We start from the raw sequence: 17,651 nt of genomic DNA, 5'->3' as shown, positions 1-17,651 counted from the left end.
GTCAGCTTCTCTTTTTCCTTGCTCGGGCCCGGCCCTGCCAAAGCAGCGCCAGCCAGTTGACTTTCATGCACAAGACCATCGCCACCAGCAAAGCCGGCCAGCTCAAGTCGCGCACGACCACCGCCGCCGCCACCAGCATGGCGGCCGCGACACCGATCTTGATGAACTCCCAGAACATGAAGCCGAACACTGCCGCGCCGGGTTTCATGTCCTTGGACTTGGTGAGACCGCGGACCATCAATGCCCCCGGCAACACCACGGCAGCCGCGCCATACAGCGCCGACCAGCCGACCGCCCCTCGTCCCGTGATCACCGCCGCAAGGACGGACACCACCAGACCCACTGCGGCCTGAACCGCAATGACCCGCCATGGCGACATCAGCGGGTGTTGTTCGCGCAGGGCCAGCACTTGCTCACGCGTCAACGGCGCTCGCTCGTCCAGCTCCTTCTCGTATTCGTCCTCAGCCCAGCTGTCGCGGAACTCGGGACGCCGGGACCGCTCTTGCATCTGGCTTCAGACCGTCTCTATGCGCAAAACCACCGGATTATAGGTGGAAAACCCTTAGCCTCCACTTACAACTCATGCCCCGACGTCACGCTCCGGCATGGCTTGCAAAGGCGCACGGATTGAGCCAGCTCAATCTTGCACAGCACTTGCAGCTTGCTGCGCTGCAGCAGTGACCACGCGGCACCGTATCCCGCCGGGCACGGATCACAATCACGCCACGTCCGCTGTCGAGCTGTCCGTGCTGTCAAAAACCCTGCGCCGCATCGCGGCTTTTTCGCTGTTGCTGTCGCCGCTGATCAGCGCGACGGCGCAAACCGAAGTGCGCACCGAGCAGTTGCGCGCGGAACTTCTGGCCCATGCGCCCGACGGCGTGGCCCCGGGCAAGCCACTGTGGCTGGGACTGTTGCTGGAGCACGCACCGCACTGGCATACCTACTGGAAGAACCCGGGTGACTCCGGCTTGCCCACCAAGCTGCAATGGACGCTGCCCCCGGGCCTGGACGTGGGCGAGATCGACTGGCCCGTGCCCAAGCGGCTGCCCGTGGGCCCGCTGATGAACTACGGCTACGAGGGCCGCGTGCTGCTGCCCGTGCGCGTGCAGGTGCCCGCGGGCTTCGACGCCACGTCGTTGAGCGTGCAACTGCAGGCGGACTGGCTGGTCTGCAAGGAAGTCTGCCTGCCGCAAAGCGGCCGCTTCAGCCTGCAACTGCCCAGCCATGCGGCCACGTCCGTGAACGCCGCCCTCTTCGACGAGGCGCAGCGCCGGCTGCCTCAGGCCCTGCCGGGCACGGCGGCGACGGCACGCATCGAAGGCCACGATCTGGTCGTGGACGTCAAAGGCCTGCCCGCAGCGCTGCAAGGCAAGCCGCTGGACTTCTTCCCCGAGCTGCCTGGCATCCTGGACAACGCCGCGGCGCTGCAGGCGCGTTGGGACGGCGCCACATGGCAAGTGAAGGCGCCGCTGTCGCCGGAGCGCGACCAGAGCCCGCCGCGGCTGGACGCGGTGCTGGCCGACGGCCAGGGCGGCGGCGTGCAACTGGGCTTTGAGGTCGCCGGCCCCTGGCCCGCGCCCGGCACCACGCCGCGGCGCACGCCGGCCATCGAGCATGAAAGTCCGCAAGCCACGCCGGCGGCCGGCACCGCGGATTCGCCCGCCTTCGGCTTGGCGCTGCTGCTGGCCCTGGGCGGCGGCATGCTGCTCAACCTCATGCCTTGCGTGTTCCCGGTGCTCTCGCTCAAGCTGCTGGGCTTCGTGGCCCACCACGGGCGGCGCGAACGCGTGGCGGCGGCGCTGGCCTACACGGGCGGCGTGCTGCTGTCCTTCGTGTCGCTGGCGGCCCTGATGCTGGCGCTGCGCGCCGGTGGCCAGCAACTGGGCTGGGGTTTTCAACTGCAGTCGCCGGCCTTCGTGGCGGCGCTGGCCGTGCTGTTCACGGTCATTGGGCTGAACCTGGCCGGGCAGTTCGAGTTCCGTGGCGTGCTGCCCTCCAGCCTGGCCGGGCTGCAACTGCGCCACCCGCTGCTGGACCACGCCCTTACCGGCGTGCTGGCCGTGGCCGTGGCCTCGCCGTGCACCGCGCCCTTCATGGGCGCCTCGCTGGGTGCGGCGGCCACGCTGCCCACGGCGCAGGCGCTCAGCGTCTTTGCCGTGCTTGGGCTGGGCATGGCCCTGCCCTACCTGGCCGCTGCCGCCTGGCCGGGGATGGCGCGCGCCCTCCCCCGCCCCGGCGCCTGGATGGCGCAACTGCGCACGCTGCTGGCTTTTCCCATCTTCGCCACCGTGGTGTGGCTGCTGTGGGTGCTGGGCCAGCAGACCGGGCTGGACGGCGCCGTGGCGCTGCTGGGCCTGCTCGTTGCGCTGGCTTTCGCCTTGTGGGCCTTGGCCAGCCCGACTTTTCAAACCTCGCGGCGAGGCGCGCGCGCGGGCGTGGCACTGCTGGCGGTCGTGGTGCTTGGGCTGACGCTGCGTTGGGCGCTGCCGGCCTGGAACGAGCCGGCACCTGCCTCAGCAGGCGGCACCTCGGCCACGGCCGGCCACGGCTGGGAGCCTTGGAGCACCGAGCGCGTGCAGGCGCTGCAGGCCCAGGGACGGCCCGTGTTCGTGGACTTCACCGCCGCCTGGTGCGTGACCTGCCAGATCAACAAGCGCGGCACGCTGGCCGACGCTACCGTGCTGGCCGACTTCGAGCTGCACGACGTCTCCCTGCTGCGAGCAGACTGGACGCGCCGCGACGCCGCCATTGGCGCCGAGCTGGCCCGCTTGGGCCGCAGCGGCGTGCCCGTCTACGCCCTCTACCCGGCCGGCGGCGGTGCGCCGCGGCTGCTCACGGAAGTGCTGTCCGTCGGCGAAGTGCGCGAGGCGCTGGCGGCCTTGCCCGGCAAGCCTTGAGGCGCCCTGAGGCGGCGCCGCTCGGCGCCCGCCTCCCCTTCTTCTTCTCTTACAGCCGGGCGAAGTTCACCGGCAGGCCCGGCACCGGCACGCGCATCTGCAACATGCAGCCGGCCCAGGGCTCGCGAGCCAGCTCGTCGGCCGGGCGGTGGTCGCGCGCGGTGGTGACGTAGAGCGTGCGCAGGTCCGGCCCGCCAAAGCACGGCATGGTCGGACAGTGCACCGGCAACCGTACCTCCTGCAGCAGCTCGCCCGTGGGCGACAGGCGCAGCAGCCGGCAGCCCTCGTACATGGCCACCCAGTAGGCGCCCTCGCTGTCCACGGCGGCGCCGTCGGGGCGGCCGCCGTAGGCCTGGCCCTCCTGGCGCGGCGCAAAGCGTGCGAACACGCGCTGGCGCGAGAGCGTGCCCTGGTTCAAGTCGAAGTCCAGGGCGCGGATCTCATGGGCTCGGGTGTCGCTCCAGTACATCGTGCGGCCGTCCGGGCTCCAGCCCAGGCCGTTGCTGGTGGTGATGCCCTCGGCCATGCGCTGCAGCTCGCCGTGGTCGAAGCGGTAGAGCGCGGCACGGGGCTGGCGCTGGTCGTCCAGCGTGCCGGCCCAAAAGCGGCCCAGCGGATCGGCCTTGCCGTCGTTGAAGCGCTGCTGCGCTGGGTCGTAAGGTGGTGGGCTGACACGCTGGCGCTGGCCGCTGTGCGGGTCGAAGCACCACAGCCCGTCGCGCATGCCCAGCAGCACGCGCCCACCCTGCAGCGGCGCGGCGCAACCGGGTTCGCTGTCGAAGCTCCAATGGTCGTGGCGGCCGTGGCGCGGGTCCCAGCGGTTGAGGCGCTGTCCAGGAATGTCCACCCACCACAGCGCACCCTCGTGCGGATGCCAGAACGGCGACTCGCCCAGGCGCGACGGCGGCAGGGGCAGCGGTTGGATGTCGAACAGGCGTTCAGCGGTCATGTCGGCTCCAGCGCCCGCGCCGCGCACGGCCGGCGCGGCGCGGGGCTCTCAGGCAAGGGAGATGTCGAGGTTCATCCAGCCGGCGATGGCCTGCCCCGGCGCCACGGCGCGCAGTCCATGTGCCTCGGGATCAGGCTGCTGGATGGCGTTGTTGAGGTGGCTCACCGGCTCGACGCAGAAGTGGTCGCGCACGGCCTTGGCGAAGACCACGAGGTAAGGCTGGTCGGACGTGATGCGCACGGTGAAAGGCTCTTCGGTGACCACGGCCACGCCGTCCCAACCCTCGAAGACGTTGTCGTAGTCCATCAGCGTCACGTCGCCGTCCAGTGCGTCCTGCGCCACGCGGCGCACGGGCAGCAGCGTGGGGTCGGGCTCCCAGCGCTGCGTCACGCGGGCCTGCAGCCGGCAGCCCGGCCGCTTGGTGAAGTAAGGGTGCCAGCCCAAGCCCAGCGGCTGCACGCGGTCGTCGGTGTTGCGCACCGACATGTGCATGCGCAGCGCCTGCGGCGTGAGCTCGAAGTGCTGGCGCGCCTCGAAGTTGAAGGGCCAGAAGGCGTCGGCCTGGTGCGCGCAGCGCAGCTCGGCGCGCGTGGCGTCGGCGTCGACGACGTCCCAGGGCCGCTGCCAACCCACGCCGTGCAGCGTGTTGGGCTCGTCCACGTTGGCGGCCAGCTCGATGTCCTGCCCCTGCCAGCGAAAGCGCCGCTGGCCGATGCGATTGGAGTACGGGACGAGCGGAAAGCAGGCCGAAGGGCGCGGCCCGCCAAGTTGGGCCGGGTCAAAGCTGTGCAGCACCGGCTGCGTGCCGTGCCACAGCCCGGCGACGCAGCCACCCAGATCCGGGCGCAGGGCCAGGCGCAGCGGGCCGGCGTGGAGTTCGATCACGGAGCTCATCAACTGCTCTTACTGCTGTCGGTGACGAAGGGATGCCGGCCCCTGCGGTGCAGGCCTGGCGTCAGGCCGCGGAGGACTCGGTGCGGGTGCCCGCGCTCAGCGAGTGGACGTGCAGCTCGCCGTCGGGGGTGCGCAGCGATTGCACCACGGCCTGCGCGCCGCGCATGAGCAGCGCCAGGTCCGAAGCCACGGCGACGAAGCTGAATCCCATGGCGCGGAACTGCGTCACCACATCCGGCGTCGCGCCCACGGTCCCGACCGGGATGCCCGCATGGCGGCAACGCTGCGCCGCGTCGCCCATGAGCCGCATCACCTCCGGGTGCATGGTGTGGCCGGCATGGCCCAACTGCGCGGAAAGGTCGGCCGGGCCGATGAAGATGGCGTCCACGCCGTCCACCTGCACCACCTCCTCCAACTGCGACAACGCCTTGGGCGTCTCCAGCTCCACGATCACGCCCACCGGCGCCGGCGTGCCCGCGGCGGCGCCGTAGCGCGTGGCGCGGCTGAGCGTGGCCATGCTGCGCACGCCCTGCGGCGCGTGGCGCGTGGCGGCCACGGCGCGGCGCGCGTCGGCGGCGGACTCCACCAGCGGGAACAGCAGCGTCTGCGCGCCGGCGTCCAGCACGCGCTGCACCGCCACCGGCTCATTGGCCGGCACGCGCACCACGGGCGTCATCTTGGTGTTGCCTATGGCCTGCAGCAGGTGCACCAGATCCATGTAGTCCAGCGGCGCGTGCGCCATGTCCACCAGACCCCAGTCGAACCCGGCGTGGCCCACGGCCTCGGCCACGATGGGACTGGCGGAGGTGATCCACGTCCCGATGGGCGGATGGCCGCCGGCGGCCTTGAGCAGGTGGCGGAAGTTGTTCATCGACGGCTCCTTGTCGCCCGCAGGGGGCGGCGTTGTGAACGAAGGGCGGTCCAGTGTGGGGGCAGGCGGCGGGCCGGCGGATCAGGGGCCGCCCGCATTCGCAACGACCCGCTCAGTCCAGAGAGGCGCACAGGTAATGCGCGCCGGGTACGGGGTTGTAGTAGTAGGGCGGCACGTCCGCGAAGCCCAGGCTGGCGTAGAGGCCGCGCGCGGCTTCCATCTCGTCCAGCGTGTCCAGCAGCATGCTGGAGTAGCCGGCCTCGGTGGCGCGATCCATCAACGCCTGCGCCAGCAGCCGGCCCAGGCCGAAGCGGCGGAAGGGACGGCGCACGTACAGCCGCTTCATTTCGCAGGCATTGGGCACATCGGCTTCCGGAAGGGGCCGCAGCGCGCCGCAGCCCGCCAGCGCACCGTCCACGAAGGCCAGCAGCAGCACGCCCTGCGGCGCGGCGTAGTCGCCGGGCAGCCCGGCCAGCTCCTGCTCGAAGTTCTGGAAGGAGAGGTCTATGCCCAGGCCTGCGGCGTACTCGCGAAAAATCTCGCGCGTGGCCTGCAACAGTTCGGGGGAGTCGGGCATCAACAGCTCGACCTGCGGCGGCGCCATGGTGCGTGCATTCATGCGTCGCAGCCGGGCAGCGCCGGAAAACAGCAGCTCATCGATTCAGGCGGCATCCATGCAAGGGGTACAAAGATAACCCCGTCCCCGCTCCGGCTCCAAGCAAAGCCTCAGCAACGCGCTGCGGGACGGTTTCTTGCTCTGCCGTGGGCGCGGTGATGGCGCAGAGCGTGAACGGCCGGTGCCTTAACATCCCGCGTCAACATCAGGATTGGGGGAGCAAGGCAGGTGAGCTTCGAATCGACCCTTCCATTGGGTGCCCCGGAGCTGATGCGGGTGAGCGCGTTCAAGCGCTACCTGGACGACCTGGCCCAGCTCGACGACGCCGATCCGCAGCAGTTGCCGCCTTCGCTCCTGCAAGACCTGCGCCGCTTCGAGGAGCACGGCCGCCACACCGAGCTGCTGGAAGTGCTGGCCGCCTCCATGCGCCACCTGCGCAACGTGGTGGTGCACATGCAGGACGGTGAGCGCGTGCTGCCGCTGACCCTCTTCCCTCGCCAGCGCCTGGCCCACTGCCCGCTGCCCCTGCCGGAGCTGCTGCAGTTGCGGCTGCAGGCGCTGCAGGTGCTGCACGTGGAGCCCGCGGTGCTGCGCCCGCCCGGCGACCCGCAGCGCGGCCTGGTCAAGGCGCTGCACCTCTACCACCCGCTGCCGCTGCTGAGCTGGGAGCTGTCCATGCGCGGGGCGAGGGAGCAGTTGCTGCCCGAGATCGCGGGCTACGCCGCGTACCGCGCCTCGGCGGTGCTGGATTTGAGGCCGCTGCCCATCCCGCCACTGCTGCGCAACTGCGTGCGGCGGCTGCAGCGCGAGACGACCAACCTGCGCGGCCTGTCCGAGTGGCCGGGCATGGACCGCGCCCTGGCGTCGCGGCTGCTCAACGCGCTGTACCTGCAGGCCGGCTTGATCGTCAGCCGCTCGCACCCGGCGGCGGACACGGACGGCTGGTTCTGAAGAAAGCGCGGCCGCCTCAGCGCGAGCCCAGCTCCTCCCAGCGCTCCAGCGCGGCCATGAGCTCTTCCTCGATCTGCGCCACGCGCTCGTGCATCTGCGTGGCGCGCTGCGCGTCGCGCACGTACAGCTCGGGATCGCTGAGCTGCTCGGTGAGCGTCTTTTGCTCCGCTTCCAGCGCCTCGATGCGCGCGGGCAGCGCGTCAAGCTCGCGCTGCTCCTTGTAGCCCAGCTTGCGCGGCGGCTTGGCCGGCACGGCCACCGCGGCAGGCGCGGGCGCGGGTGCCGCGGCGGGCCTGGGCGCCGCCGCCTCGGCCGCCGCCAGCGAGCGCGCCTTCTGCAGCTTCCAGTCCTCGTAGCCGCCTTCGTACTCGCGCCAGCGGCCCGGCGACACGTCGCCCTCCCAGGCGATGGTGCTGGTGACCACGTTGTCCAGGAAGCGCCGGTCGTGGCTCACCAGGAACACCGTGCCGCCATAGGACTGCAGCAACTCTTCCAGCAGCTCCAGCGTGTCGATGTCGAGGTCGTTGGTGGGCTCGTCCAGCACCAGCACGTTGGCCGGCAGGGCGAAGAGCCGGGCCAGCAGCAGCCGGTTGCGCTCGCCGCCGGAGAGCGTGCGCACGGGCGAATTGGCGCGCGCCGGAGCGAAGAGGAAGTCGCCCAGGTAGCTCATGACGTGCTTGCGCTGCCCGCCGATTTCCACCCACTCGCTGCCAGGGCTGATGGTGTCGGCCAGCGTGGCGTCGAGGTTCAGGCCGCCGCGCATCTGGTCGAAGTAGGCCACCTGCAGGTTGCTGCCGCGGCGCACGCTGCCGGATGTGGGCTCCAACTGGCCCAGGATGAGCTTCAACAGCGTCGTCTTGCCCACGCCGTTGGGGCCGATCAGGCCCACCTTGTCGCCGCGCAGGATGGTGGCGCTGAAATCCTTGATCAGCTCCCGGTCGCCGTAGCGCATGCCCACGCGCTGCAGCTCCGCGACGATCTTGCCGGTGGGCACGCCGGTGTCCAGCTCCAGCCGCACCTGGCCCAGCGACTCGCGCCGCTGCGCCCGCTGCTCGCGCAGCACGTGCAGCCGGTTGACGCGGCTGACGCTGCGCGTGCGCCGCGCCTCCACGCCCTTGCGGATCCACACCTCCTCCTGCGCCAGCAGCTTGTCGGCGCGCGCGTTGGCCAGGGCCTCGGACTCCAGCTCGCGCGCCTTGGTGGCCTCGAACGTGGAGAAGTTGCCCGGGTAGCTGCGCAGCACGCCGCGGTCGAGCTCGACGATGCGGGTGGCCACGGCGTCTATGAAGGCGCGGTCGTGGGAGATGAGCACCAGCGCGCCCTTCCAGGCGTTGAGCAGCTCCTGCAGCCACTCGATGGCGTCCAGGTCCAGGTGGTTCGTGGGCTCGTCCAGCAGCAGCACGTCGGGCGCGGCCACCAGCGCCTGCGCCAGCGCCACGCGCTTCTTGGTGCCGCCGGAGAGGGCATCCACCTGCGCCGTGGCGTCCAGGTTGAGGTGCTGCAGCGTCTGCTCCACGCGCTGCTCCCAGGTCCAGCCACCGAGCTGCTCGATGCGCGTCTGCAACGCGTCCAGGTCGTCGCCGGGCGCGTGGCGCTCGTAGCGCTCGCGCAGGCTGCGCGCCTCGGCCACGCCCTCGCCCACGGCCTGGAACACCGTGGCGCCGGGCGCGAACGCGGGCTCCTGCGCGACGTAGAAGCGCCGCAGCCCTTGCTGCTGCTGCAGCAGGCCGTCGTCAGGCCTGTCCAGCCCGGCCAGGATTTTCAGAAGCGACGATTTGCCGGCGCCGTTGCGGCCTATGAGCGCGACGCGCTCGCCGGCTTCCAGGGAGAAGCCGGCGCCGTCCAGCAGCGGCACATGGCCAAAGGCGAGGTGGGCATTGGTGAGAGTGAGCAGGGCCATGGGGCGGATTGTCCCCTGCCCGGCAGTCCCCTCAGGCCGCGACGGCCGCTTCCAGCGCGTCGACGAACAAGCCCGGCACGTTGAGGCCCGTCTGGTTGCTGATTTCCTGGAAGCCCGTCGGACTGGTGACGTTGATCTCGGTGAGGCAGTCGCCGATCACGTCCAGCCCAACCAGCAGCAGCCCGCGCGCGGCCAGCACCGGCGCCAGGGTCTCGGCGATCTCGCGGTCGCGCGCGGAAAGCTCCTGCGCCACGCCCTTGCCCCCGGCGGCCAGGTTGCCGCGTATCTCGCTGCCCTGCGGAATGCGCGCCAGGCAGAAGGGCACCGGCTTGCCGCCTATGAGCAGCACGCGCTTGTCGCCCTTCACGATCTCGGGCAGGTAGCGCTGGACCATCACCGTGCGCGTGCCGTGGGCGTTGAGCGTCTCGATGATGGAGCCCAGGTTCAGCCCGTCGGCGCCGACGCGGAAGATGCCCATCCCCCCCATGCCGTCCAGCGGCTTCAGGATGATGTCGCGGTGCTCGTCGTGAAACGCCCGCACGGCCTGCGCGTCGCGCGTCACCAGCGTTGGGCCGATCAGGTCCGGAAACTCCAGGATGGAGAGCTTTTCCGGGTGTTCGCGCAGCGCCGCGGGCTTGTTGAACACCCGCGCACCCTCGCGCTCGGCCTGCTGCAGCAGGTGCGTGGCGTAGAAATACTCGCTGTCGAAGGGCGGGTCCTTGCGCATGAGCACGGCGCTCGCGTCGGCCAGCGCCATCTCCTGCTCGGCCACGACCTCGAACCAGTCCTTGCCGCTGCTGCCCGTGAGCGCAATCGCACGGGCGCTGCGCGCCACCACGCGCGCGCCGCGGCGCCACACCAGGTCGGCCTGCTCGCAGGCCCAGACCTTGTGGCCACGCGAGAGGGCCTCGCGCATCATGGAAAAGGTGGTGTCCTTGTAGGTCTTGAAGGTCACCAGCGGGTCGGCGACAAACAGCAAATCCATGGTGCGCAGGGGCTTCAGCGATTGGGGCGCCAGTGTTGCACAGCCAGTGCCAGCACCCCGGCCACCAAACCCCAGAAAGCCGAGGCAATGCCGAAGAGGGACAGGCCGCTGGCGGTCACGAGGAAGGTCAGCAGCGCCGCGTCGCGCGTCTTCTCGTCCTGCAGCCCAATGGCCAGCGAGCCGCCAATGGTGGACAGCAGCGCCAGCCCCGCCACGGCCAGCACCAGCCCCTTGGGGAAAGCCGCGATCAACCCGACCACCGCCCCGCCCGCCAGGCCCAGCGCGATGTAGAAACAGCCCGCCATGACGGCGGCCATGTAGCGCCGGTGCGGGTCGGCATGCGCCTCGCGCCCCATGCAGATGGCCGCCGTGATGGCCGCCAGGTTGAGCGCGTAGCCGCCAAAAGGCGCCAGCAGCAGCGAGGCCAGTCCCGTCACCGCCACCGGCGGCGACACCGGCGTGTCGTAGCCCGCCGCGCGCTGCGCCGCCACGCCGGGGAGGTTCTGCGAGGCCATGGTCACCACGAACAGCGGCAGCGCCAGGCCTATGAGCGCCTGCAGGCTGAAGGCCGGCGTCGTCCACACCGGCTGCGCCAGGCGCCACTGCACGGCGTCCAGGTGCAGCGCGCCCTGCCCCGCCGCCACCGCCATGCCCGCCAGCAGCACGCCCGGCACGGCGTAGCGCGGCCACAGGCGCCGCCCAAACAGGTAAGCCGCCAGCATGGCGCCCACCATCAGCGGGCTGCCCTTGATGGCCAGGCAGGCATCAAAGCCAAAGCGCGCCAGCACCCCGGCCAGCAGCGCCGCGGCCAGCGCGCGCGGAATGCGGTCCATCACGCGGGCGAAGAAGCCGCTGGCGCCAGCCAGCGTGATCAGCACCGCGCACACCACGAAGGCGCCCACGCCTTCGGCCATGGTCAACCCGCTGGTGCCCGCGATCAGCGCCGCCCCGGGCGTGCTCCAGGCCGTGAGCACGGGCTGGCGGTACCACAGGCTCAAGCCCGCACTGGTCAGGCCCATGCCCAGGCCCAGCGCCCACATCCACGAGGTCGTCTGCGCCGGCGTGGCACCCAAGGCCTCGGCGGCATGGAAGACGATGACGACCGAGCTGGTGAAGCCCACCAGCACGGCCACGAAGCCCGCCACGACAGCGGACAGCGACAAATCTTTCAGGGACACGGCGGCAGGAAAGGAAGCGGAAAAGGAATCAGATTTCGACCTTGGAGCCCAGCTCCACGATGCGGTTGGCCGGCAGGTTCAGGAAGTCCGCCGCCGCCGAGGCGTTGCGGTGCATGCTGGCAAAGAGCTTTTCCCGCCACATGGCCATGCCCTGCTGCGCAATGGTGGGGATCACCACGTCGCGGCTGAGGAAGTAGCTGGTGTCCATGTCGTCCAGCGGCACGCCGCGGCCCTTGAGCGACTGCAGCGCCTCGGGCACGTCCGGGTCGTTCTTGAAGCCGAAGTGCAGCACCACCTGCCAGCAGTCGTGGCCCAGCGACTTCACGCTCACGCGCTTGTCGAAGCCTATCCAGGGCACGTCGTGGTGCTGCACCGAGACGAACAGGTTGTACTCGTGCAGCACCTTGTTGTGCTTGAGGTTGTGCATGAGCGCGCTGGGCGTGAGCCCCTGCTCGGCCGAGAGGAACACTGCCGTGCCGGGCACGCGCTTGGGCGGGCTCATGAACACGGCCTCCAGGAAGCCTTCGAGGTCGATCGAGTCGTCGCGCAGCCGCTCGGCCACCAGCGCGCGGCCGCGCCGCCAGGTGGTCATGAGCGTGAACATGCCGATGCCTATGGCCAGTGGGAACCAGCCGCCTGCCACCAGCTTGAGCATGTTGGAGGAGAAGAACAGCACGTCGATGACGAAGAAGAAGCCCGTGGAACCGATGCACAGCCACAGCGGGTAGCGCCAGCCGTAGCGGATGACGAAGAAGGTCATGACCGTGGTGATGGTCATGTCCAGCGTCACGGCGATGCCGTAGGCCGAGGCCAGCCGCGAGGACGAGCCGAACAGCGCCACCGCCAGCAGGATGAACACGTACAGCCCCCAGTTCACGAAGGGCACGTAGATCTGCCCCGTGTCCTTCACCGAGGTGTGCTTGATGTGCATGCGCGGCAGCAGGCCCATCTGGATGGCCTGCTTGGTCACGGAGAAGGCCGCCGTGATCAGCGCCTGCGAGGCGATCACCGTGGCCGCCGTGGCCAGGAACACCAGCGGCAGCCGCGCCCACTCCGGCGCCAGCAGGTAGAACGGGTTCTCTATGGCCGCCGGATCGCCCAGCAGCAGTGCGCCCTGGCCGAAGTAGTTCACCACCAGCGAGGGCATCACCAGCCCGTACCAGGCAATGCGAATGGGCCGCTTGCCGAAGTGGCCCAGGTCGGCATAGAGCGCCTCGCCGCCCGTGACGCACAGCACCACCGCGCCCAGCGCGATGAAGGCCACCAGCTTGTGGTGCATCCAGAAGTCGATGGCGTAGGCCGGGTTGAGCGCCACCAGCACGGTGGGGTTGGCTATGACGTGCGGCAGCCCAAGCGCCACCAGGACGAAGAACCACACCAGCGTGATGGGGCCAAAGAAGCGGCCGATGTCGGCCGTGCCGAAGCGCTGCACCGCGAACAGCCCCGTGAGCACCACCAGCGTGATGGGCACCACGAACGGATGCAGGCTGTCCGAGGCCACTTCCAGGCCCTCCACCGCCGACAGCACCGAGATGGCCGGCGTGATGACGCCGTCGCCATAAAAGATGGCCGTGCCGAACATGCCCACCGCCATCAGCACCTGGCGCAGCCGCGGGCGCTCGCGCACGGCGTGCGTGGCCAGCGCCAGCATGGCGATCAGGCCGCCCTCGCCGTTGTTGTCCGCGCGCAGGATGAGCAGCACGTACTTCAGCGAGACGATGACCGTCATCGTCCAGAAGATCAGCGACAGCACGCCCAGGATGTTGGCGGGCGTGACCTCGACATGGCCGGCGTGGAAGACTTCCTTGAGGGCGTACAGCGGGCTGGTGCCGATGTCGCCATAGACGACGCCCAAGGCAGCCAGCGTGAGGGCGGCCAGGGCGGCGGGCGTGCGTGATGAAGAAGAGCTCACGGATTGGGACCCACCGGGGGCCCGTTACGCAAAGTCCTTATTGTCTCCCGGCTTGTGCAGTGCAGCACCGCCGCCGTGGCGGCACTGCCTCACGCTCACTCGTAGATTTCCGCGTCCGGGTCGGTCGCTTCCAGCTCGTAGCTGGCCGCCAGCATGGCCAGACGGCCGATCACGCCGTACATGTAGAAGCGGTTGGGTGCGCTCACGCCGGGTTTCTCGCCCGGGCGCGGCATGTGGCTGGCCTCGGCGAAAGCCAGCGGGACGAAAGCGGAGCCGGGGGCGTTGAGGTTCTCGTCGATGCCGCGCTCGGCATGCACCCGGTAGAAGCCACCCACCACGTAGCGGTCGAGCATGTACACCACGGGCTCGGCCACCGCGTCGTTCATGCGCTCGTAGGTGGGTACGCCCTCCTGGATGATGACCTCGCTGACCTCCTGGCCCTCCTTGATCACGCTCATCTTGTTGCGCGTGCGGCGGTTGAGGTCTTCCAGGTCCTTGGGGTCGCGCACCGTCATGATGCCCATGCCGTAGGTGCCGGCATCAGCCTTCACCACCACGAAGGGCTTCTCGTTGATGCCGTACTCCTTGTACTTGCGCCGCACCTTGGCCAGCAGCGCCTCGGCGTTGGACTGCACGCACTCCAGCCCGGTGCCGTCGGCGAAGTTGACCTGCCCGCACTGGGTGTACATGGGGTTGATCAGCCACGGGTCCATGCCCAGCAGCTTGGCGAACTTCTTGGCCACCTCCTCGTAGCTCTGGAAGTGGTTGCTCTTGCGCCGCACGGCCCAGCCCGCATGCAGCGGCGGCAGCAGGTACTGCTCGTGCAGGCTCTCCAGCACGGACGGGATGCCGCCGGAGAGGTCGTTGTTGAGCAGGATGGTGCAGGGATCGAAGTCCTTGAGCCCCAGGCGCCGCGGCGTGCGCACCAGCGGCTCCAGCGTGAGCGTGCTGCCGTCGGTAAGCGTCAGCGTGGTGGGCTTGGTGATGGTCTCGTCCAGCGTGCCCAGCCGCACGTTCAGGCCGGCCTGATTGAAGATCTGCATCAGCCGCTGCACGTTGCTCAGGTAGAAGCTGTTGCGCGTGTGCTTCTCCGGGATGAGCAGCAGGTTCTTGGCCTCGGGGCAGATCTTCTCGATGGCCGCCATGGCCGCCTGCACCGCCAGCGGCAGCATCTCGGTGGTGAGGTTGTTCCAGCCGCCGGGGTAGAGGTTGGTGTCCACCGGCGCGAGCTTGAAGCCGGCGTTGCGCACGTCCACCGATGAATAAAACGGCGGTGTGTGCTCCATCCACTCCAGCCGGAACCAGCGCTCAATGGCCGGCATCGACTCCAGGATGCGCTGTTCCAACTCGTTGATCGGCCCGTTGAGCGCCGTGATGAGATGCGGGACCATGGTGTGGTGACTTCTTGGATTCGATCCGTCGATTCTAGGCAGGCGGCATACCCAACCATGCGTGCGCCGGTCACGGAGCTTGCGCCCTGTGCAAAAGCAACCCCAGGGTATTGCCGCCCCGTCCGCAAAAGGCTTGCGAAAGAGACAAATGGGGACGAGCGCAGACAGCGCAAGCCCCGCCCACGCCCATAAAAAAAGCCACCCCGAGGGGTGGCTCAAGTTCGCTACCGCAACCGCAGCGAAGAGACTGCTCTTGAGCGGGGGCGCCTGACGGGAGGCGCCGCCCGCGAACTTCCTTCTTGCCTGACGGCGGATCAGCGGTTGTAGGCCGTTTCGCCGTGCGAGGTGATGTCCAGGCCCTCGCGCTCTTCCTCTTCGGACACGCGCAGGCCGATCACCAGGTCCACCAGCTTGTAGGCGATGAACGCGACCACGGCCGACCACACGATGGTCGTGCCCACGGCCTGGGCTTGCACCCACACCTGGGCGCCGATGCCGCCCCACTCGCCGCACTTGTCGCTGACGTAATTGCAGATGCCCGTGCCGCCCAGGTCAGGCGAAGCGAACACGCCGGTCAGCAGCGCACCCAGGATGCCGCCCACGCCGTGCACGCCGAACACGTCCAGCGAGTCGTCAGCGCCCAGCATGCGCTTGAGGCCGTTGACGCCCCACAGGCACACGAAGCCGGCCAGCAGGCCCATCACCAGGGCACCGCCCACGCCCACGAAGCCGCAGGCCGGGGTGATGGCCACCAGGCCCGCCACCGCACCGGAAGCCGCACCCAGCATGGAAGCCTTGCCGCGCATCAGCGCTTCACCAGCGCACCAGCTCAGCGCCGCAGCCGCCGTGGCCACCACCGTGTTGATGAAGGCCAGAGCCGCCGTGCCGTTGGCTTCCAGGTTGGAGCCGGCGTTGAAGCCGAACCAGCCCACCCACAGCAGCGAGGCACCGACCATGGTCAGCGTCAGGCTGTGCGGCGCCATGGACTCGCGGCCGTAGCCGACACGCTTGCCCACCATGATCGCGCCCACCAGGCCCGCCACCGCGGCGTTGATGTGCACCACCGTGCCGCCGGCGAAGTCCAGCGCGCCCTTGGCCCAAAGCCAGCCGGCGTTGTTGGTCACGGCCGCCAGCGTTTCCTCGCTGGTGATCGCGTCCGGGCCGTCCCAGTACCAGACCATGTGCGCCACCGGCAGGTAGCTGAAGGTGAACCACAGCACCGAGAAGGCCAGCACCGCCGAGAACTTGATGCGCTCGGCGAAGGCCCCCACGATCAGCGCCACGGTGATGGCGGCGAAGGCACCCTGGAAGCTCACGAAGCTCAGCTCCGGCAGCACCACGCCCTTGCTGAAGGTCGCGCCCACGGACTCAGGCGTGACGCCCTTGAGGAAGAGCTTGTCCAGCGTGCCGATGAACGGGTTGCCGGCGGTGAAGGCTGCGGAGTAGCCGTAAACCACCCACAGCACGGAAATCAGGGCGAAGACCATGAAGACCTGCATCAGCACGGACAACATGTTCTTGCTGCGCACCAGGCCGCCGTAGAACAGCGCCAGGCCCGGGATGGTCATCAGGATGACCAGCGCCGTGGAAATCATCAGGAAGGCCGTGTCGCCCTTGTTGGGCACCGGCGCCGCCGCGGCGGCAGCGCTGGCGGCTTCGGCCACACCGCTGGCCGCTTGGGCCACGCTGCTGGCAGCTTGCGCCGCCACGGCAGCGGTGTCCTGCGCCAGCACCCCGCTGGCCACGCCCAGGCCCGCCAGACCGGCGAGCAGGGGCAGAAGAAGTTTTCTCATGGTTTTGTCGCTACTTGTGGTCGGACTGCGTGCTTAGAGCGCGTCGGGACCGGTCTCGCCGGTACGGATGCGCACCACCTGCTCCAGCGGGCACACGAAAATCTTGCCGTCGCCGATCTTGCCGGTGCGGGCCGAGCCCTCGATGGCTTCGATCACGCGCTCGACAACCTCGTCATCCACCGCGGCTTCGATCTTGACCTTGGGCAGGAAGTCGACCACGTACTCAGCGCCGCGATAGAGCTCGGTGTGGCCCTTCTGGCGGCCAAAGCCCTTGACCTCCGTCACCGTGATGCCCTGAACGCCAATGGCGCTCAACGCTTCACGCACTTCGTCAAGCTTGAATGGCTTGACGATGGCAGTAACCATCTTCATGGCTGATTCCTTTCAAAAGTTGTACTTCACGCCGACCACGAGCGCATTCTTACCCGTGAACTTGCCCGCGGGCGTGACGTAGAAGCTTTTGTCGGCATTCGTGCCGACGGCGGTGGCACTGACCACGAAACCGCTGAAGTCCTTGGAAACGCCCAGGGAGTAGTCGGTGTAGGAGGCGCCCAGGTCGTCAGCCGGGCCCTTGATCTTCTGGCGGCCCACATGAGGCACCAGCATCCAGCCGTCGGTGATCTCAAAGCTGGCGGAGAGGTCCAGGTAGTAGCTGTTCTTGCTGTCGCCGTTGCCGAAGGTGTCGGTCAACGCGTGCGAGTACTTGGCCGTCACGGGACCGTAGGTCAGGGCGCCATAGACCTCGGTGGTGTCGGCCTTCTCGGCGCCGGAGATGCGGTCGAGCTTGTTGCGCGGGTACCAGTACTGCAGCAGGCCCACGTCATAGCCCAGGCCCTCGACGATGGAGCCCTTGTAGCCACCATAGAGGTCAACCTCCACGCGGGCATTGCCCACGTCGGTGCCGGCAATGCGACCGGCGTCCTTGATCCACCTGATCGTGGAGCCCCAAACGCCGGCGTAGAAACCACCGTCGGCGCTTTGCACCCAGTCGGCACCCCCCTGCAGGGCCGGGTCCAGGCGGCTCTGCGAGATGCCGCGGTAACGGTAATCAGTGACCGCGCCAACGTTGAAGCTCACATCGGCATGCGCAGGCAGGCTGCACAGGGAAGCCAGGGTCGCCGTGGCGAGAAGGGCTTTTTTGATCATGGTTGCTCCGCTGATTTGAAATGCAAACAATGAACTGCACCTTCCGTGCCAGGGAAGTTCTCGTTAGCCCCCGGGGGCCACTTATCCACGGTCATGCTCAAGCGCACCAATCTGGTGAATGAACAGGCCGCCGCCCGTCATTGGTGCGCCTTCACGCGGGGCGTTACA

15 protein-coding genes are annotated in these 17,651 nt (G+C 69.0%); 2 read left to right on the top strand and 13 right to left on the bottom strand.

Going from position 1 to position 17,651, the window contains the following annotated elements; genetic code table 11:
* Position 1 precedes the first annotated feature (1 nt).
* The gene (locus tag ALA01S_RS07845; protein ID WP_066334400.1) at positions 2 to 508 is read right to left on the bottom strand and encodes an ATP synthase subunit I; all 507 of its coding nucleotides are present in this window, start codon (positions 506 to 508) and stop codon (positions 2 to 4) included.
* A 238-nt stretch (positions 509 to 746) separates the two neighbouring features.
* Here ALA01S_RS07845 and ALA01S_RS07840 point away from each other — a divergent pair, with 238 nt between their 5' ends.
* Complete coding sequence (locus ALA01S_RS07840) at positions 747 to 2,897, top strand: protein-disulfide reductase DsbD family protein (RefSeq protein WP_238455725.1); 2,151 nt, start codon at positions 747 to 749, stop codon at positions 2,895 to 2,897.
* Between the two features lie 49 nt (positions 2,898 to 2,946).
* Here ALA01S_RS07840 and ALA01S_RS07835 read toward each other — a convergent pair whose 3' ends face one another.
* From ALA01S_RS07835 to ALA01S_RS07820, 4 genes are all read right to left on the bottom strand, one after another.
* Complete coding sequence (locus tag ALA01S_RS07835; protein WP_066334398.1) at positions 2,947 to 3,846, bottom strand: SMP-30/gluconolactonase/LRE family protein; 900 nt, start codon at positions 3,844 to 3,846, stop codon at positions 2,947 to 2,949.
* A gap of 48 nt (positions 3,847 to 3,894) precedes the next feature.
* Entirely contained in the window at positions 3,895 to 4,740 is an 846-nt protein-coding gene (locus tag ALA01S_RS07830; protein WP_066334396.1) for an aldose 1-epimerase, read from the bottom strand.
* Positions 4,741 to 4,801: 61 nt separating this feature from the next.
* Positions 4,802 to 5,611 carry an HpcH/HpaI aldolase family protein gene (locus ALA01S_RS07825; RefSeq protein ID WP_066334394.1) on the bottom strand — a complete coding sequence of 270 codons (810 nt, stop codon included), beginning with the start codon at positions 5,609 to 5,611 and terminating at the stop codon, positions 4,802 to 4,804.
* Between the two features lie 112 nt (positions 5,612 to 5,723).
* Entirely contained in the window at positions 5,724 to 6,215 is a 492-nt protein-coding gene (locus ALA01S_RS07820; RefSeq protein ID WP_066334514.1) for a GNAT family N-acetyltransferase, read from the bottom strand.
* 240 nt (positions 6,216 to 6,455) lie between these two features.
* Here ALA01S_RS07820 and ALA01S_RS07815 point away from each other — a divergent pair, with 240 nt between their 5' ends.
* Positions 6,456 to 7,178 carry a hypothetical protein gene (locus tag ALA01S_RS07815; protein ID WP_238455724.1) on the top strand — a complete coding sequence of 241 codons (723 nt, stop codon included), beginning with the start codon at positions 6,456 to 6,458 and terminating at the stop codon, positions 7,176 to 7,178.
* Positions 7,179 to 7,194: 16 nt separating this feature from the next.
* Here ALA01S_RS07815 and ALA01S_RS07810 read toward each other — a convergent pair whose 3' ends face one another.
* The 8 genes from ALA01S_RS07810 to ALA01S_RS07775 all read right to left on the bottom strand — a co-directional run bounded on the left by ALA01S_RS07810 (position 7,195) and on the right by ALA01S_RS07775 (position 17,483).
* Positions 7,195 to 9,078, bottom strand: a complete 1,884-nt coding sequence (locus ALA01S_RS07810) for an ATP-binding cassette domain-containing protein (RefSeq protein WP_066334392.1) — start codon at positions 9,076 to 9,078, stop codon at positions 7,195 to 7,197.
* A 31-nt stretch (positions 9,079 to 9,109) separates the two neighbouring features.
* Positions 9,110 to 10,063: a glutathione synthase gene (gene gshB, locus ALA01S_RS07805; RefSeq protein WP_066334391.1), complete on the bottom strand. Its 954-nt coding sequence runs from the start codon at positions 10,061 to 10,063 to the stop codon at positions 9,110 to 9,112.
* Between the two features lie 14 nt (positions 10,064 to 10,077).
* Entirely contained in the window at positions 10,078 to 11,241 is a 1,164-nt protein-coding gene (locus tag ALA01S_RS07800; RefSeq protein WP_066334387.1) for a benzoate/H(+) symporter BenE family transporter, read from the bottom strand.
* Between the two features lie 28 nt (positions 11,242 to 11,269).
* Entirely contained in the window at positions 11,270 to 13,153 is a 1,884-nt protein-coding gene (locus ALA01S_RS07795; RefSeq protein ID WP_066334385.1) for a potassium transporter Kup, read from the bottom strand.
* 95 nt (positions 13,154 to 13,248) lie between these two features.
* Positions 13,249 to 14,544: a glutamate--cysteine ligase gene (gene gshA / locus ALA01S_RS07790; protein ID WP_066334383.1), complete on the bottom strand. Its 1,296-nt coding sequence runs from the start codon at positions 14,542 to 14,544 to the stop codon at positions 13,249 to 13,251.
* A 314-nt stretch (positions 14,545 to 14,858) separates the two neighbouring features.
* On the bottom strand, positions 14,859 to 16,337 hold the full coding sequence (locus ALA01S_RS07785) for an ammonium transporter (RefSeq protein ID WP_066334380.1): 1,479 nt from the start codon (positions 16,335 to 16,337) through the stop codon (positions 14,859 to 14,861).
* A gap of 33 nt (positions 16,338 to 16,370) precedes the next feature.
* Positions 16,371 to 16,709: a P-II family nitrogen regulator gene (locus tag ALA01S_RS07780; protein WP_028997364.1), complete on the bottom strand. Its 339-nt coding sequence runs from the start codon at positions 16,707 to 16,709 to the stop codon at positions 16,371 to 16,373.
* A gap of 12 nt (positions 16,710 to 16,721) precedes the next feature.
* Entirely contained in the window at positions 16,722 to 17,483 is a 762-nt protein-coding gene (locus ALA01S_RS07775) for a TorF family putative porin (protein ID WP_084267322.1), read from the bottom strand.
* Positions 17,484 to 17,651: the final 168 nt, after the last annotated feature.

The sequence above is a fragment of the Azohydromonas lata NBRC 102462 genome, assembly GCF_001571085.1.
Lineage (GTDB): Bacteria > Pseudomonadota > Gammaproteobacteria > Burkholderiales > Burkholderiaceae_C > Azohydromonas > Azohydromonas lata.
Note: the sequence above shows the minus strand (reverse complement) of the source record. Positions and strands in the feature narration are given on the sequence as shown.

Bases quoted from the DNA above. Each gene is read 5' to 3' on its own strand.
- ALA01S_RS07835 (WP_066334398.1), bottom strand. From the start codon at position 3,846: ATGACCGCTGAACGCCTGTTCGACATCCAACCGCTGCCCCTGCCGCCG.
- ALA01S_RS07810 (WP_066334392.1), bottom strand. From the start codon at position 9,078: ATGGCCCTGCTCACTCTCACCAATGCCCACCTCGCCTTTGGCCATGTG.
- gshB (WP_066334391.1), bottom strand. From the start codon at position 10,063: ATGGATTTGCTGTTTGTCGCCGACCCGCTGGTGACCTTCAAGACCTAC.
- ALA01S_RS07820 (WP_066334514.1), bottom strand. From the start codon at position 6,215: ATGGCGCCGCCGCAGGTCGAGCTGTTGATGCCCGACTCCCCCGAACTG.
- ALA01S_RS07780 (WP_028997364.1), bottom strand. From the start codon at position 16,709: ATGAAGATGGTTACTGCCATCGTCAAGCCATTCAAGCTTGACGAAGTG.
- ALA01S_RS07775 (WP_084267322.1), bottom strand. From the start codon at position 17,483: ATGATCAAAAAAGCCCTTCTCGCCACGGCGACCCTGGCTTCCCTGTGC.
- ALA01S_RS07785 (WP_066334380.1), bottom strand. From the start codon at position 16,337: ATGAGAAAACTTCTTCTGCCCCTGCTCGCCGGTCTGGCGGGCCTGGGC.
- ALA01S_RS07825 (WP_066334394.1), bottom strand. From the start codon at position 5,611: ATGAACAACTTCCGCCACCTGCTCAAGGCCGCCGGCGGCCATCCGCCC.
- gshA (WP_066334383.1), bottom strand. From the start codon at position 14,544: ATGGTCCCGCATCTCATCACGGCGCTCAACGGGCCGATCAACGAGTTG.
- ALA01S_RS07845 (WP_066334400.1), bottom strand. From the start codon at position 508: ATGCAAGAGCGGTCCCGGCGTCCCGAGTTCCGCGACAGCTGGGCTGAG.
- ALA01S_RS07830 (WP_066334396.1), bottom strand. From the start codon at position 4,740: ATGAGCTCCGTGATCGAACTCCACGCCGGCCCGCTGCGCCTGGCCCTG.